This window comes from Candidatus Eremiobacterota bacterium, from assembly GCA_031082125.1.
Lineage (GTDB): Bacteria > Vulcanimicrobiota > CADAWZ01 > CADAWZ01 > Ess09-12 > Ess09-12.
In genome coordinates this window covers 323614-338550 of sequence record JAVHLM010000003.1, presented here as the reverse complement: position 1 = coordinate 338550, position 14937 = coordinate 323614, and the positions used below count along the sequence as shown (strand labels likewise).

At 57.4% G+C, this 14937-nt stretch carries 9 protein-coding genes; 1 reads left to right on the top strand and 8 read right to left on the bottom strand.

Annotated features, from left to right (window positions below; translation table 11 throughout):
- The first annotated feature begins 13 nt into the window (after positions 1-13).
- Positions 14-2902 carry an NHLP bacteriocin export ABC transporter permease/ATPase subunit gene (locus tag RDV48_05580; GenBank protein MDQ7822248.1) on the top strand — a complete coding sequence of 963 codons (2889 nt, stop codon included), beginning with the start codon at positions 14-16 and terminating at the stop codon, positions 2900-2902.
- Between the two features lie 61 nt (positions 2903-2963).
- Here RDV48_05580 and RDV48_05575 read toward each other — a convergent pair whose 3' ends face one another.
- The 8 genes from RDV48_05575 to typA form a co-directional block, all read right to left on the bottom strand.
- Positions 2964-4064, bottom strand: coding sequence for a ThiF family adenylyltransferase (locus RDV48_05575; protein MDQ7822247.1), 1101 nt, complete (start codon positions 4062-4064; stop codon positions 2964-2966).
- A gap of 16 nt (positions 4065-4080) precedes the next feature.
- On the bottom strand, positions 4081-5919 hold the full coding sequence (locus RDV48_05570; GenBank protein ID MDQ7822246.1) for a radical SAM protein: 1839 nt from the start codon (positions 5917-5919) through the stop codon (positions 4081-4083).
- Positions 5916-7811 (bottom strand): radical SAM protein, encoded by a 1896-nt coding sequence (locus tag RDV48_05565; protein ID MDQ7822245.1) that lies wholly within the window; start codon positions 7809-7811, stop codon positions 5916-5918. Before RDV48_05565 ends, RDV48_05570 begins: the two co-directional genes overlap by 4 nt.
- Entirely contained in the window at positions 7811-9685 is a 1875-nt protein-coding gene (locus RDV48_05560; GenBank protein ID MDQ7822244.1) for a radical SAM protein, read from the bottom strand. The genes RDV48_05565 and RDV48_05560 overlap by 1 nt, the downstream gene beginning before the upstream one ends.
- Before the next feature lie 15 nt (positions 9686-9700).
- On the bottom strand, positions 9701-11095 hold the full coding sequence (locus tag RDV48_05555; protein ID MDQ7822243.1) for a TfuA-like protein: 1395 nt from the start codon (positions 11093-11095) through the stop codon (positions 9701-9703).
- Between the two features lie 84 nt (positions 11096-11179).
- Positions 11180-11467: a Nif11-like leader peptide family RiPP precursor gene (locus RDV48_05550; GenBank protein ID MDQ7822242.1), complete on the bottom strand. Its 288-nt coding sequence runs from the start codon at positions 11465-11467 to the stop codon at positions 11180-11182.
- Positions 11468-11519: 52 nt separating this feature from the next.
- Positions 11520-12767, bottom strand: coding sequence for a YcaO-like family protein (locus tag RDV48_05545; protein MDQ7822241.1), 1248 nt, complete (start codon positions 12765-12767; stop codon positions 11520-11522).
- 332 nt (positions 12768-13099) lie between these two features.
- The gene (typA, locus tag RDV48_05540; GenBank protein ID MDQ7822240.1) at positions 13100-14908 is read right to left on the bottom strand and encodes a translational GTPase TypA; all 1809 of its coding nucleotides are present in this window, start codon (positions 14906-14908) and stop codon (positions 13100-13102) included.
- Between the last annotated feature and the right edge of the window lie 29 nt (positions 14909-14937).

Below are 14937 nucleotides of genomic sequence, written 5' to 3'. Positions count from 1 at the left end.
GAGGGAGCGGAGCATGGAAGGAGACGGCAGAAACGAGAGCAACAGACCTGAAGGCAGAAGAGCCGTCGGCGGAAATGAGCCTTTTTTTGCCGAAGGAACGGGGTCTGTCTGGATAGTGAGGAAAAACCGTGTCAATATCTTTGCCGTGAGGCATGGCGGCGCGGCCTCATACCGTCATTATGTCTGCACAATTGAGAAGGATGAGGCTCTCTTCGGTTTCGAGCCCTTTCAGGGCATCGCACTCCTCGCCGTGGGCGAAAACGGGACAGAGCTCCAAGAGACAAGTATCTCAGCAGTTGGCGCGGAGCTTGTCCCTCTTGCTGACCGATGGATCGAGGCGCTTTCGAGGGGGCTTCTCAGAACGGCATCACTTCCAAGAAAGCTGAGGCTTCTCACCGAAGGTGAAGAGTACCTCGCTGAGAAGGATGACGCCATCAGCTCACTCGCTCCCGTCCTGTGGATCTCACACCGGGAAGGGGCCTCGGCATTTATGGGCATCGATGGAGAGCCATGCGCCCTTTCCGGCTCATACTTCCCCCTCTCCCGCCTTGGATGGGCATCATGCCGCGAGCCCTCAAGGCTGAAGTCATTGACTACCGCCCACTACGTCGCGGAAGACCGGGAGCTTGCCGGGCTCAGCGCGTTTCACAGGGCGGTGCTCTGCGCCATCGGCCATTCGATGGACGGGCAGGAGCGCAGGGAATCGGAGACCATTGAGCAGAGGAGGCAGCATGAGGGCCAGGTATTGAGTAAAGCCCTCCATTATCTCGCCTCATCAACGGAGAAGGCAGGCTCACCCGGGGAGGAGGCGCCTTCCGGCGAATCGCCTCTTTTCAACGCTTGCCGGCGTGTGGCTGAATATATGCATTTCACGCTGAAAGAGCCTCCTGCTTCGCATGGGGAGAATGCTCCACCCCTCTCTCTTTCGGCCATTTCAAGAGCGTCAAAGGTGAGGACGCGGAGAGTCACCCTCGAAGGTGATTGGTGGAAGAGGGAAAGGGGGCCCATGGTCGGTTTTCTCAAGGAATCGGGGAAGCCTCTGGCTCTTCTGCCTTGTAAAGGACGCTATAAGGGGGTTGCTTCAGGTGAAATTTCCGAGTTTCCTGTTGACAGGGAGAGAGCCGCCTCCATTGATACTAAGGCTTACATGCTCTACAGGCCCTTTCCCAATAAACCTCTTTCCCTACGGGATATCCTGCTCATCAGCCTGCCGCTGCTTAAATCCGACATGAAGGTATCGGTTTTTGTGGCGATGGCAATGGGGTTATTCGGCCTGCTTATTCCTGTGGCGACGGGGATAATCTTTGACTTGATAGTCCCGGAAAGGGAGATGCCCCTCCTGGTGCAGCTCTCCGTGGCCCTTCTGGCGGGCTCTCTTGCGGTGGCAGTCTTTCAGTTTACCCAGGGTGTTGCTTTTCTCAGGATGGAAGGAACGGCCAAGGGCGTCATCCAGTGCGCCCTGTGGGATCGGCTCATGGCCCTGCCCTGCGCTTTCTTCAACAGGTACTCGTCAGGTGATCTCGCCATGCGCTCCCTGGGCTTCGACTCCATCATGAGCCAGTTCTTCGAGGGCCTTGCCTTACCGGCCATACAGGGGGCGATCTATGCCTCCTTCAGCTTTCTGATCCTTTTCTATTATCAGAGCAGTCTTGCAATAACTGCCGCTCTCTTTGCCCTGGCACTGCTCGCGGCGATTATTCTTGCCAGCTCTCTCCAGCTTTCCCTCGCCCGCAGAGAGATCAATATCCAGGGACAGCTCTATGGCTTCGTCTTTGACCTTGTGAAAGGGATCGGCAAGATAAAGATAGCAGGGGCACAGGCTCTCGCTTTTTCAGAATGGGCCGGGAAGTTCTCGCGTCAGAAAAACTTTTCCTATAAAGCCGGCCTTGTGGGCGCCCGTCTCGAGGTCTTCACCTCAATGCTCCCTCTCCTGTCCGCAGGCGCAATTTTTGCTCTCGCCGCCACCATGGAGCATAACGCTGAGGTCATCGGAGGGACCTCCATGAGCCTGGGGAATTTTCTCGCTTTCAACGCCGCCTTCACCGGGTTTCTTGCCGCCATGATCCAGTTGGGTGCCATTGCGGGGGAGCTCGTAAGGAGCGTTCCCCTCTACGACAGGATGAAGCCTATATTTGAGGCATTACAGGAGGTTGACGAGGAGAAGCTTGACCCCGGCGAGCTCCATGGTGCCGTGGAGGCGAGCAATCTCTCTTTCCGTTACAGGACCGACGGTCCCATGGTGCTGAAGAGCGTCACCTTCCAGGCGAAGCCCGGCGAGTTTATTGCCTTCGTGGGGCCCTCGGGATCAGGGAAATCAACCCTTTTCAGGTGCCTCCTCGGCTTTGAGGCGCCCGAGCAGGGGGCCCTTTACTATGACGGGAGAGACCTCGGGACCCTCGACATCTCGGCCGTGAGGAGCCAGATTGGAGCAGTGCTGCAGAAAAGCGAGCTGATGGCCGGCGATATCTTTTCCAACATCTCGGGCTCGGTGGAGCTCTCCCTCGATGACGCGTGGGAGGCAGCAAGGACAGCCGGCATAGACCAGGATATCAAGGCCATGCCGATGGGAATGCACACCGTGGTCATGGAAGGGGAACAGACTTTCTCAGGAGGCCAGAAGCAGAGGCTCCTGATAGCCCGGGCCCTGGCGAAAAAGCCGAGAATACTGCTCTTCGATGAAGCGACGAGCTCTCTTGACAACAGGGTCCAGAGCGTGGTGACGGAACAGCTTCTCACTCTCAAGGCCACAAAGATAGTAATAGCACAGAGGCTCAGCACCGTGGTGAAGGCCGACAGGATCTATGTGCTGGAGAAAGGGAGGATCGTGCAGGCAGGCACCTTCAAAGAGCTCATGAGCGTCGAGGGCACCTTCAGGAAGCTGGCGGACCGCCAGCTCACCTAGCCAAGGCACACCTCAGGAAGCCTGCCGGGCGCCAATTCACCGGCGGGGAGCCTGCAGCCTGTCATGGCGCTCTCTGTTCGCAGAAAGGGCAGCTCCGGCGCTTTTCTATATCCTGGAACCACATCCGGTAATTTCTGAAGTCCATGTGAAGCCTGCGGTCATAAATCCGGCAGGGTTCGCATCCAGTGAGATGCCTCACGAGCTCAAGCACCATAAGACCCGCGCACATGGCAAGAGGAGGGAGTATCACCCCGTGGCAGTGCCGCCTGTTGATCTGCTCCACGAGGGGGTCTTCAAAACGGGCGCCTTCGGGCATCGAGCACTGATAGCACGCCGTCCTGCCAGGGATCACCAGCGGGCCGATCCCCATGGAGGACTGGAGGACACCGTTGCTGTAGAGCACCGGCACGCCTGTCGTGTAACTGGCCTCGTTCATCCAGTCGAATATCATGTCGCGGGGAGTATCGGCGGCGAGGAGCGCCAGGCTCGCAGGGGCCATCAGTGAGGCGAAGTCTCCAGCCGAGGCGATTCTCTTATCCACAAAATGAATGGATGCTGAGCTGTTCATCAGCCGGGCCCGCTCCGCCGCAGCCTCCGTCTTCAGGCGGCCCACGTTGCTCTCGTAGAAGAGGCTCTGCCTGTTCAGGTTGCTCTCCTCCACCTTCTCGCAGTCAACGGCGGTGATCTCACCGATGCCTGTCAGCAGGAGCTGGGTGAAGAGCTGCGAGCCCAGCCCTCCCAGGCCGAAGAGGACGATATGGGCCGACTGGAGATCTCTCTCTGCCTGGCGGGCAAAGGAGGCACCTGAGGTCCTCCTGGCGGCGAACCACAGGCGCGTGCGGTCGTTACGCCCCGCATGCTCTGTATCCTCCGGCAAAGGAGCATCACCCTCCTCTTCCAGAAGGAGCCACTCATCGAGCCGATCAAGCTCTTCCCTCACCTTGCTGAAAATGCACCGATGGCCCCGCGCGTTCAGCTCCTGCATGATCTCTCCCGCGGTGCGCCTCCCGTCAAGCAGAATGAGGAGTTCCCTTCTGAAAGGTGAGAGCTCCTTCAGCACCACGGGCTCGCAGGGGGTGCAAAGAAGCACGAGATCTTTGCCGTCAAGCATCACCGAGTATATGGTTCTCTTGAGGGAAAGGCGGCTCTTTTCTGTGAACACGTTTTTCTCCTCCCTGTCATATGGATTCAGGAGCAAGCGACGCTTCTGCCGTGATGATCAGGCGGTAGAGGGGCATCGCAGGGCGCATGGAGGTCTCCCGGGCAATGATCCCCATCATTTCTTCCACGTCAAACCTCCGCGGAACGGTATTTTTTCCTATCCTGACCTCCGGCGGCCAGGGCCGGCGGCCTGCCTGGCTCCGGGAAAACTCGATGAAGAGCTCCCTGGCTTTTTCCCTTGCCATGCCGGTGCACTGATAATCGATGATATCAGGTGAAAGGTCTTCTCCAGGACCGTGGTGCAGCTCGGTGATGCCGTAGCGCCCCGGCTCCGCCATCATTGCAGAGCCTGAGTGGATAATGAAGGGGGAGTAGATATAATCGCGGATCACTCCTGCCCGGGCAAGCTCCCGGACTTTCCTGAAGCTCTCCCTCGCTTCCTCTTCGGTCTCGCCGGGGAAGCCCACCATCATGAAGATGGTGACAGGCAGAACGCTCCCGGCCTCATAGAGCACCTTTTCTATGAGCTCTGCCGTGATGCCCTTGCTCATCAGGCCAAGGACCCTGTCGCTGAAGGATTCTGCACCGAAGGAGATGGCCGAGCATCCCGCCTCCCTGAAGAGCCTGCAGCGCCTCTCAGTGATCTTTCTGTTGATTCTCGTCTGAAAGTTCCAGTCAAGGGTGAGTTCCCTGCCGATGAGCTCTTTCGAGATCTCCTCCAGGGCTTCGGGATCAATTGACTCGTCGGCAAAGTGGATCTTCCGGCACCCCGTGGCAATGATGAAATCGGTGACCATCGGGAAGAGGCGCCCCGCCGTCGGCGCCTGGTACGCTTTTATCATGGAAAGCTCGGTCCGGCAGAAGGAGCACCTGCCCCAGGAGCACCCCTTCGAGAGCCTCAGGGGCAAGCGCATTGCCTCGGGGCCGGCCATGAAGTCTTCCGGGGGGAAGGCCCTGTAATCGGGGAGGGAGAGGCCTTCAACAGGAAGGGGCGGCGCCGGGTCATTTTTTTTCACCATCGTGCCTGACAGGTAGATGATTCCTGGCACCGCCTCCAGTGAGGCTGACTTCCTCTGAAGCTCTCGTGAGAGCGCCTCGAGCGTCGCCTCGCCGTCTCCGGTGGCAATGGTGTCAACAATGGCGAAGAGCCCGGTATCCCTCACCTTCCGAAAAAATATCTGGACCGCCGATCCTCCCATGCTGATATGGACACCCGGCGCAATCCTTCTTATGATGCGGGCGCACTGAAAGGCCGGAATAATCTGGTTAAAGTATGACACCGAGATTGCGGCGATCCGCGGGCTCATCTCCTCAAAGTACAGTGCAATAGTATTCTCGAGCGCCTCGGAGTACCAGGCGGGATCGTCAAGGGAAGCGAGTATGTCGGCTTTGGAGAAGTGGTGGTAAGGAGAGTGGCAGCTGAAGGTCGGCGGGCCTCCATAGAGTATGAAGCGGGGAAAGAACGATGCCGTGGCAAGCTCGAGAAACGAGGACCTCACCGTGTCGCTTGCATGCCTGAGCTTTTCCCAGAGATCCCCCCCGGCATCATCAAAGATGCCCTGAAGCCCCTGCAGGCGCAGAAGCAGGGAAAAGAGCCTCACGTACTCATAGATCCCGCAGAAGTCGAGAACGCTTCTGCCGTTGAGCTCCGTGAACCTCTCTCCGGCATAGGCTCTCTCTTCATTGATGCAGTCATTCGTTACTGTTCTGCGAAAGAGCTCGAGGCTTGCATCTTTCGCCTCGACAGTGATCTGCCTCGTCTTGAGATATGCCGCGAGGGTGGCGATGCCTATCACAGGCTCATCGGGCCTTGAGAAGGGAGGATTGATGAGAAGCACGTCAACAGGTTTTTTCATACAGTGCTGAGCGGCTGCGACGCCCGGCGGGCAGCCCTGACAGGGGTGATATGCTGTTCCCCGTACCGTATCCATTCCCCGATCCGGGGGAGGAAATAGAGCCCCGTGGAATGGGCCATTCTCTCCAGTATCTCCTTGACGTTGAACCTCACCTCCACGGGGTCTCCCTTCACAGTGACGTGCTCAACCGTCTCTTCATAGCGCTCACAGACCCTGTCCAGCTGGGGATCCCACTCTCTCCTGTTTTTCTCGAACTCTGCGGCCAGCATGAGAGCCCGTTCCCTGGGCATCCCTCTGCTTTCGAACTCCAGTATCTCAGAGGGCAGGTCCGAGCGCGGGTAACGGCTAAGATCACTGAGGCCGAAACGCTCCGGGTGCTCCCCCACTTCTGATCCTGACTGCATCTCGAAGATAGAGTACTTATAGTCGCCGATAAGGCCTTGCTCAAGAAGGGAGCGCACCTTCCCGTACCCGGCGAGCGCCTCTTCTTCAGTCTCCCCCGGAAATCCCACCATCATATAGAGGCGCACGGGAACGCCGCCGCCGAGCTCTGTGAGGACCCTGTCAATGAGCCCGCAGGTAATCCCCTTGTTCATCATGCGCAGGATCCTGTCGCTGAAAGATTCCACGCCGAGGTAAAGGCTCGTGCACCCCGCCTTGCGGTAGAGCTCGCCGCGCTCCCTGGTGAACCGCGCGTCAACGCGTGCGTGGCATCGCCACTTTATGGATATGCCGTCTTCCAGGAGCCTCTTCGAGATATGCTCAAGGAGCAGCGGGTCAGAATCTTCGCTGGTAAAGCGGAACCTGCCGCACCCCGTGTCCCTGATGACCTCGAGCAGGCTCTCATAGACGAAGGAATGAGGGGCCTGCCGGTATTCCCGGCACATCGCGATGTCGGTCCTGCAGAAGGTGCAGCGGTGCCACGAGCATCCCTTCGAGAGCCTGAAGAGCATCTCGGCGTTTCTTTCTGAGACAAGATACCTGTCCAGGGGAAGGGCCCTGTAGTCGGGAGGAGGCGATGCCTCGGCAGGAAGTGTTTCTGCCGGGGGAGTGGATACAAGGCTCCCGTTTTTCAGATATGCGAGGTTCTGCACTCTCCCGAGGTCGGGCTTCGTGCCCGCGAGCTCCCTGGCGAGCTGCTCGAGGGGGAGCTCACCCTCGTCAAAGACCAGGCTGTCCACGTAATCAAAGAGCACCGTGTTCTTGAGATCCTTCAGATAAGTGGAGACAAAGGGCCCGCCGACCGTTACATGAAGGTCAGGCTTCAACTCCTTGATGATGCGTGCCGCAAGGAAAGCAGGCACCACCTGCTCTGTGAGCACTATTGAGATGCCCGCCACCCTGGGCTCATACTCGTCGAGTATTTCAGCGATTATCTCTCTTAAGAGGGCGGAATAAAAGCTCTCATGGCCCGTGCTCTCCGCGATGTCGGCCGTGGAGTACTCGAAATAGGGGCTTGCATAAGTGAACTGGGGCTTCGAGATCAGGAGCTCGGGAAAATAGGGGGCTGTCGTGAGGCCGCTGAGCAGGCTCTCAAGCTCCAGGCTCCTGAGTATCTGGAAATCTGAAAAAGGCAGGAGCGCCAGGGTGAGCTTCCCCAGGTGCTCCTCCATGTCCCTGAGCAAATCGCAGCATACCGTGTATTCAAGCATCTCCCTGAAGGCGAGCTCATCTCTGCCGTTAAGCTCGAGGAACCTCTCCGAAACATATTCTATGCCCCTGCGGATCCTCTCCCTTGTGAGAAAGCGGTAGAAAAACTCGCAGTTGAGATCATATGCCGCGGTGCGGATGCCCCGGGACTCAAGATATGAAACAAGCGTGGGGATGCTGATATAGGGCCGCGGCTCTGCGAAGGGGGGATTGATGAGGAGCACCTCTGCTTCTTTCTTCATCACTGCCTCATCCCGGTGAGCATGGGCTTCAGGGGGGCGATGCGGCTCTCGCCGAGGGCCAGCCATCTTGACTTGGTGAGGTACGCGAACTCCCAGAGGCTGTCCACCGTCCTCACGATCTGAGCGATGTCAAAGGCAGCCTCCACCTCGCGGCCATTGATCCGGAGGCTCCGGTGCTCCCGGCCCTCCGAGGAGAAGAACTCCGGGAAGATCTTGCTGCGGTCGGCAGCGTACTGCTGGAAAAATTCGATGACCTGCTGCAGCGACATCCCGCTGCTTGTGAAGTTGCTTACCTCGCCCTCGAGATCGGCCCCCTCGGTGGTGATGAGGCTGGTGATGCCGTATTTTTCGAGGTCCCGGTACATGGCGGAGCCCTGCAGTATCTGCACCGGTGAGAAGTGGTAGTCCTTGATAAGGCCGAGCTTCAGATATTCCTGCACTCTGCGGAAGTCTTCAAGGGCCTCTTCTCTGGTCTCGCCGGGGAAGCCCACCATCATGTAGAGGCGGAGGTCCAGGGCGCCTTCAACCTGGCGGAGGACCCGGTCTGCACACTCAGAAGTGATGCCCTTGTTCATCAGTTTCAGTATCCTGTCGTTGAAGGTCTCAACACCGAGATAGATGCCGGTGCACCCTGATTTCCCGTAAAGCTCGCAGCGCTCCCTGGTAAGCCTCAGGTCAACACGGGTGTGGCAGTACCAGTCTATTTTCAAGCCGTCGTCAATGATTCTCCTTGCAAAATATTCCAGAACCAGCGGATCGGCGCTGTCGGAGGTGAAGTAATAGCGGCGCGCCCCCGTCTGTTTCACTACCTCCCGGAACTGTTCATAGAGCAGCTCCGGTGAGGGCTGCTGGAAGTTGCTGCACTGGGGGATGTCGGTCCTGCAGAAGGTGCACTTCTGCCAGGGACAGCCCCTCGCGATCCTGAAGAGTATCATGAGGTCCTCGCGGGGCACCGTGTACTTCTCAAGGGGGAAAACCCCGTAGTCAGGCGCGGAGGACTTCTCCAGGTCAAAGGGCTCGGCAGGCCCGGTATAGATCACCTCTCCCTTCTCGGCAAAGATGAGGTTCTGAACCTTTCTGAGGTCGGGCTTTCCCCCGGCGTACTCCCTCAAAAGCTGCACAAGAGGGAACTCCCCCTCGTCAAGCACGAAGCTGTCCACATGGCGGAAGAGCGTGTCGTCCCTGAGGCTGCGCATGTACGATGAGACGAAGGTCCCCCCTATGGTGAGGTGGCACTCAGGCCTAATCTCCTTGATGAACCGCGCCATCAGGAATGCGGGAAGGGCCTGTACGCTGAAGGCGAGCGAGATACCGATGAGTTTCGGGTCATACTCACTGAGGAGATCTTCCATGATCTCCCTCACCGCGGCGGAATAAAAGCTCTCATGGCCTGTGCTCTCCATAATCTCTTTCGATGAGAACTCATAGTAAGGGCTTGTGTACATGAACTGGGGCTTTGTGACCAGGATCTCCGGGAAATAAGGGAGAGTTGCGAGGGTCATCAAAAGCTTGTCGATATCAAGCTGCTGGAGCAGTTTCCAGTCCGAGAAGGGGAAAAGATAGGCCGTGACCTTGGGGAGGTTTTTCTCCACTTCCGTGAGGTAGTAGTAACTGGAGATATACTCAATCATCTCGGTGAAGCGCAGCTCTTCCCTGCCGTTGAGCACCTGGAGCCTCTCCGCCGCGTGGGAGATCCCTCTGCGTACGTTTTCTCTTGTGATGAAGCGGTAATAGAACTCGCCGTTCACGTCGTACGCGGCAACGCTGATTCCCTGCGACCTGAGGTACGAGGCAAGGACAGGGATGCTCAGATAGGGCATCGGCAGGCTGAGGGGCGGGTTGAGAAGCAGCACATCAACGGGCTTGCGGGTCATAAAAGCCTCCTTTCATCACTCGTGGGCCGCCGGCTCGAGATGCCTCAGCAGCGCCTTTTCCAGCGTCTCCCTCTCTATCCTGGCCTTGACAAGCTGGTGTTTCAGCATGATATCGGTGATCTCCATCCCTTCCATGACCTTCCTGAAGATCCTGTGCCATTCCCTTGGAGCCCCCGCCACGTGGTCCCTTACCAGCTTCTCCGGAGCCTCGATGCTCAAGAGCTCTTCGCCGTACTCGCGGCGCTCCTGATAGAGCTTCTCGGCCAGGAGCGCTTTCCCGACCCACCGGGAATACTGGTCCGTCAGCATGAGCTCATCGGTGATGACCCTTGTGAACTTTCTCTGGCCGAGCTTGTCCCTCAGCCAGTCATGAAGCGCCTTCATCTTCGCGTTCTGTTCCATCAGCCGCCTGAACTCTTCCTCGACGAGATCGTTTTCGGCAAGCCACTCTCCGAATCGCTCCTGATCCTCGAGGCCATAGCGCGTCCTGAAGGTCAGGGCTTCCTCCCCTGTCTCCCTGTCAGATGCCTCAACGTGAAGCATGTCGGCAAGCACTCCCGCCAGGAAACGGTTCTTTGCACTCACGGCAAGCTCGTCGGCTTCAGGGTGGGTAAGGACCATGTAATCCACCAGCGAGAACAGGGGGAGCCCTTCCCCTTCGCCGTCACGTGAGATGGTGCGGTCCCTGTACTTCGCCACGTGGAAGATCAGATCGTCGGAACGGTCAACAATCTTCCCGTACGGTGCCCTGCCGCCGGTCTCCATGGCCTTTTTGACGGCCTTGAGAAGTTCAATCGCGTCTTCTTTCTGGAGATCCACGTAACAGGACCTCGTATGATTGAGAAGCTCTTCGGCCTGCTTTTCGGAAAGCACCCCGGCGTTGCGGGCTTTTTCCAGGATCGCCTGAAAGGTGCGCTTCCTGTAATGCAGCGACTTCGCCAGGGCGGGAAGGGTCGCCACAAGCTTCCCGTCAATCAGCCGCTCCCTGTGGAGGGCCTCAAAAGTCGCCCTGATGTTCGCCAGGGGCTCGGAGATGCGCCGGTGAGAGCCGCTGCACTCATAGTGGCACATTACCTCGTCATCGTCGCTCACCTCAATGCCCTTGAGGCCCTCATATATCTTTCCCACACCCTGCATGCCATGGATATCCAGCTCCGCTGCCCGGAGCGCCCCGATTGACGATGAGCCGTACACGGCAATGCCGTTCTCAAGCGCGTAGAGCAGCTCCCGGTGCCATACTTCCAGGTCCGGATAGGACGCGCCGTCGATGATGCCTATGATGTCGGGCATGTGGGTGAATATGGCGCTTATTATGTCTCCCTGCCTGGCGGGAGGCAGATAGATGGCTTCAAGCCAGGGCTGGGCTTCCTCCTTTGAGAGGGTCGGCCCTGTAAAGATCACGCACTTCATGAACATTCCTCCCGCCCTGTAAGGCTTCATGGGAATTCATGAGGGGCACACCGCTCTGATGCCGGTGTGCCCCTTCATGGCCTTCTAGAAAGCAGCCGCCGCCGCTCCGACTGTCACACTGTTCGCAACCGGATAAGCTGTTTTGTTGGAGCTGTCGCTTCCTCCAGCCACGCCTGCGAGCTCAGCGTCGCTGATAACAGCCTGTCTCATCTCATGCTTCGCCTTTTCGAATTCTTCCTTGGTAAACTTGAAGCCATGGGAAGAGAGGAGCTCTATCGCTTCCTGATCACTCTTCACATTGATCATCTTCCTGCTGAAGTCCGGATCATTCATGATCTTCTTCAGCGCATCTTTCGCTTTTTCCAAAGACATGTCATCCCTCCTTTCTTTTATATTCTTACCGCTTTCGCAGTTCCCCGGGCTTTCAGGGCCGCTCTCCGCTCATGCGGCTGAGAGCCCTGGAGCCCGGACGATAGGCAATAGTATGGTGGTATCCCTCGAGGCCGGGGGCCGTCACCTTTACCACGCTCCCCGGGAGGCCTGGCTCTGGAAGGTCTATCACGATGAGCTGGTCGATGCCGGCACCCCGGAGTTTATCCTTCATCACGGCGATGTCCCCCTCAAAGGACCCGGTCCTTTCGGCGGAAAGGCCACGTGCGCTCCTTTCCGCCGGGGCTTCGAGGGATTCTGCCATCTGCTTCCTGAAATCGACGAGCGAGCCTGCAAGCCTCTCGTCCCTGAAATAAACGTCTCTCACCCCGCTGAACAGCACGGCGTGGGCGAGGGCCGCTTCGGTGAAGGCCCTTGCCATGGCGGTCTCGGGGCTCAGGCTCGCCCCTGATCCGACGTAGCATTTCTTGTCATCGAGGAGCATGCAGTGATAAACGGGGATCGCCGTATCGGTAGTGCAGTCCAGCAGGACAGGGAGGAGCCCCGCTTCTTCAATTTTTCCGATGAGTCCCCCGATGGTCTCGAAAGGTATGGTGGAGAGGTCCACGCGGACTTTCGAGAGCGGTATCCGGCCTGACAGGAGGGCCATATCCATGCAGGCGACGGCGTCCCGCTCCACCACTTCCTCGATTGCCTGAGAGAGGGCCTCCAGGAAGTCCACGCCGTAGGCGAGGCCGTTTGACGTGCTCTGGAAGGAGCGGAGCTCCGTGGTGAAACAGGTGCCGGACCTGCTCACCGATGAAAAAGGCACCGGCACCTCCTCGTCATGCATGAGGTCCCAGCCGAGCATCCACTGTTCAGGAAGGTCAGGCCTGAAGAGCGAGAACCTGGAAAGGGCCAGCCTTTCCATGGGGATCACGGTGCGCCGCTCTTTCAGATCATTATAGGTGCTGCTGAAGGCGGGAACGGTACAGTTGAACCAGCAATAGCGCTCTATGGACTCCCCTGCTGCCGAGGCCAGGGCATGGGCCAGGGTGAGGCCTTTTCCATGGGTTACCGATGAGTTATGGCTTATGGGCCTTATGGCGTTCACCGCCGGGATGCCCACGCTTCGAAGGCCCGTGATCTGCGCAAAGCGCGTGAGCCCTGTTTTCCTGAGAAAGGGTTTCATGAGCTCCAGGGCTTCCTCGGGCTCCATGAGCCGCGGGCTGCCCGGGTTCTTTTTAGGAGTGCGGAAGACTTTCCCTCTGAAAGAGACTCCTGTCCCTTCATTGGTTCCCATGAGGGGTCCTCCTTCTCACTGTCTGTGCACACAGGCTTTTCAATGAAATGCGGCCGGCATTCTTTCCCGCAGGGAGAGATATTATCAGGTGGCTTCGCATATTGACGCGGGTATCTTTATAGAGAGCCATATTTTCAAGGCCCTGGCGAATACCGCATTGAAATACTGAAATTCGCCCACCGCAATGAAGACTCCTTTCAACACACCATGGTATCTGCACACTCTGCTTCCATAATGAGGGCATGGCTCGCTTGCCTCCCTCATACCATCATTATCAGCCTGAAGCGGCTACTCGGAAGCAGGGTAAGCCGATCAGACTTCAGGCCAATTATTCACAGCTCTTTGTGGTGCTTGGGCTGGTAAAGAGGATAGAGCCTTCGCAGGCGAATGGATTTTGGGGTTATCTCCATGGACTCGTTGTCATTTATCCATTCAATGGCGGTTTCCAGGGAATGAATAAGCGGGGGGGTGAGCACTACCGTCTCATCGCACGTTGATGACCGCATGTTGGTAAGCTTTTTTTGCTTGGTGATATTGACGTCGAGATCGTGTTCCCGGGCATGCTCACCTACAATCATTCCGCTATAGACTTCGGTGCCGGGAAAGACAAAAAGCTTCCCTCTCTGCGCCAGGCCGGCAATGGCATAACCAGTTGCCGCGCCTCCCACGGAGGCCACGAGGGCACCGTTTACCCTCGCAGGGATAGGCCCCGAAAGAGGCCTGTACCCTTCAAAGATGGAATGCATGATGCCAAGGCCCCTGGTAATGGTGAGAAATGTTGAGCGGATGCCGATAAGGCCTCTCGAGGGGATGTGGAATTCCAGGCGGATCATTCCTGTTTCGAAGCCTGACATGGAGACGAGGGTTCCCCTTCTCAGGGCCATAAACTCCCGGGTGACGCCAATATATTCCTCGGGGATATCTACGACAAGGTTTTCGAAGGGTTCACAGACCGCGCCATCAATGGTTTTTTCGATGACTTTCGGCTTGCTCACCTCCATTTCGTAGCCTTCCCTCCTCATTGTCTCAATAAGGATGGCGAGCTGAAGCTCACCTCTTCCTGCAACAACAAACTGGTCGGGCGACTGTCCCTCTTCTATCCTCAATGAGACATTCCAGCATCCCTCCTTGAAGAGACGTTCCTTCAGCTTGCTGCCGGTGACGTACTTCCCCTCTCTCCCTGCAAAGGGGGAGGTATTGGCAGAGAAGATCACGCTCACCGTGGGCTCTTCAACATGGATCCTGGGCTGTATGAGAGGGTCGTCAGGGCTCGTTGCGGTGTCGCCGATGGTGATGGTTTCAAACCCCGCGAGCGCCACGATCTGACCGGCCCTTGCAATGGGAAGCTCGACCATCTTCAGCCCTTCATATCCGTAAATTCGCATCACCCTGCCCTTATACTGTTTATTCTCACCGGCAATGAGCACCTGGTCATTTACCGATACGGTGCCTGATTTCATTCTCCCTATGGCCAGTCTCCCCACGTAATCGGAGTATCCCAGGTTCGCCACGATCATGCTGAGGGGCTTTTCCAATTCGACCTTAGGGCTTGGAATGTAATCGCGGATTGCCTCGAAGACCGGTCTCATATCTACAGGCTCTTTTTTCATGGTCTTCGTGGCAGCGCCAGCCCTCGCGTTTGTATAGATTACGGGGCTTGAAAGGTATTCCGCTTCTGCGCCGCATTCGAGGAGAAGATTGAGAAGCTCCTCCTCCACTTCCTCGGTACGTGCATCTCTCCTGTCAATTTTGTTGATGATCAGCACCAGGGGAAGCCGCGCTTCCAGAGCCTTTTTTACGACGAACCTGGTCTGTGGAAGGGGGCCTTCTGCCGCATCTACAAGGAGGAGCGCGCCATCGACCATGGAGAGAATCCTCTCCACTTCACCTCCGAAATCGGCATGCCCGGGAGTGTCAACGATATTTATCACGTACCCCTCCCATGTAAGGCAGCAGTTTTTCGCCGCAATGGTGATTCCTCGCTCACGCTCGAGATCGAGGGAGTCCATTACCCTTTCCGGCACCGTTTCATTGAGGAGAAAGGTCCCGCTCTGCCGGAGAAGCGCATCGACGAGGGTCGTTTTTCCATGATCTACGTGAGCGATGATGGCTACATTTCTTATCGGCAGTGTTGCTGGCATTGTTGCTTCTCCTGTATGGCGTCTACTAT

Excerpts from the sequence above, each read along its gene's own strand:
- typA (MDQ7822240.1), bottom strand. The coding sequence starts at position 14,908 with ATGCCAGCAACACTGCCGATAAGAAATGTAGCCATCATCGCTCACGTA.
- RDV48_05550 (MDQ7822242.1), bottom strand. The coding sequence starts at position 11,467 with ATGTCTTTGGAAAAAGCGAAAGATGCGCTGAAGAAGATCATGAATGAT.
- RDV48_05545 (MDQ7822241.1), bottom strand. The coding sequence starts at position 12,767 with ATGGGAACCAATGAAGGGACAGGAGTCTCTTTCAGAGGGAAAGTCTTC.
- RDV48_05580 (MDQ7822248.1), top strand. The coding sequence starts at position 14 with ATGGAAGGAGACGGCAGAAACGAGAGCAACAGACCTGAAGGCAGAAGA.
- RDV48_05560 (MDQ7822244.1), bottom strand. The coding sequence starts at position 9,685 with ATGACCCGCAAGCCCGTTGATGTGCTGCTTCTCAACCCGCCCCTCAGC.
- RDV48_05565 (MDQ7822245.1), bottom strand. The coding sequence starts at position 7,811 with ATGAAGAAAGAAGCAGAGGTGCTCCTCATCAATCCCCCCTTCGCAGAG.
- RDV48_05555 (MDQ7822243.1), bottom strand. The coding sequence starts at position 11,095 with ATGAAGTGCGTGATCTTTACAGGGCCGACCCTCTCAAAGGAGGAAGCC.
- RDV48_05570 (MDQ7822246.1), bottom strand. The coding sequence starts at position 5,919 with ATGAAAAAACCTGTTGACGTGCTTCTCATCAATCCTCCCTTCTCAAGG.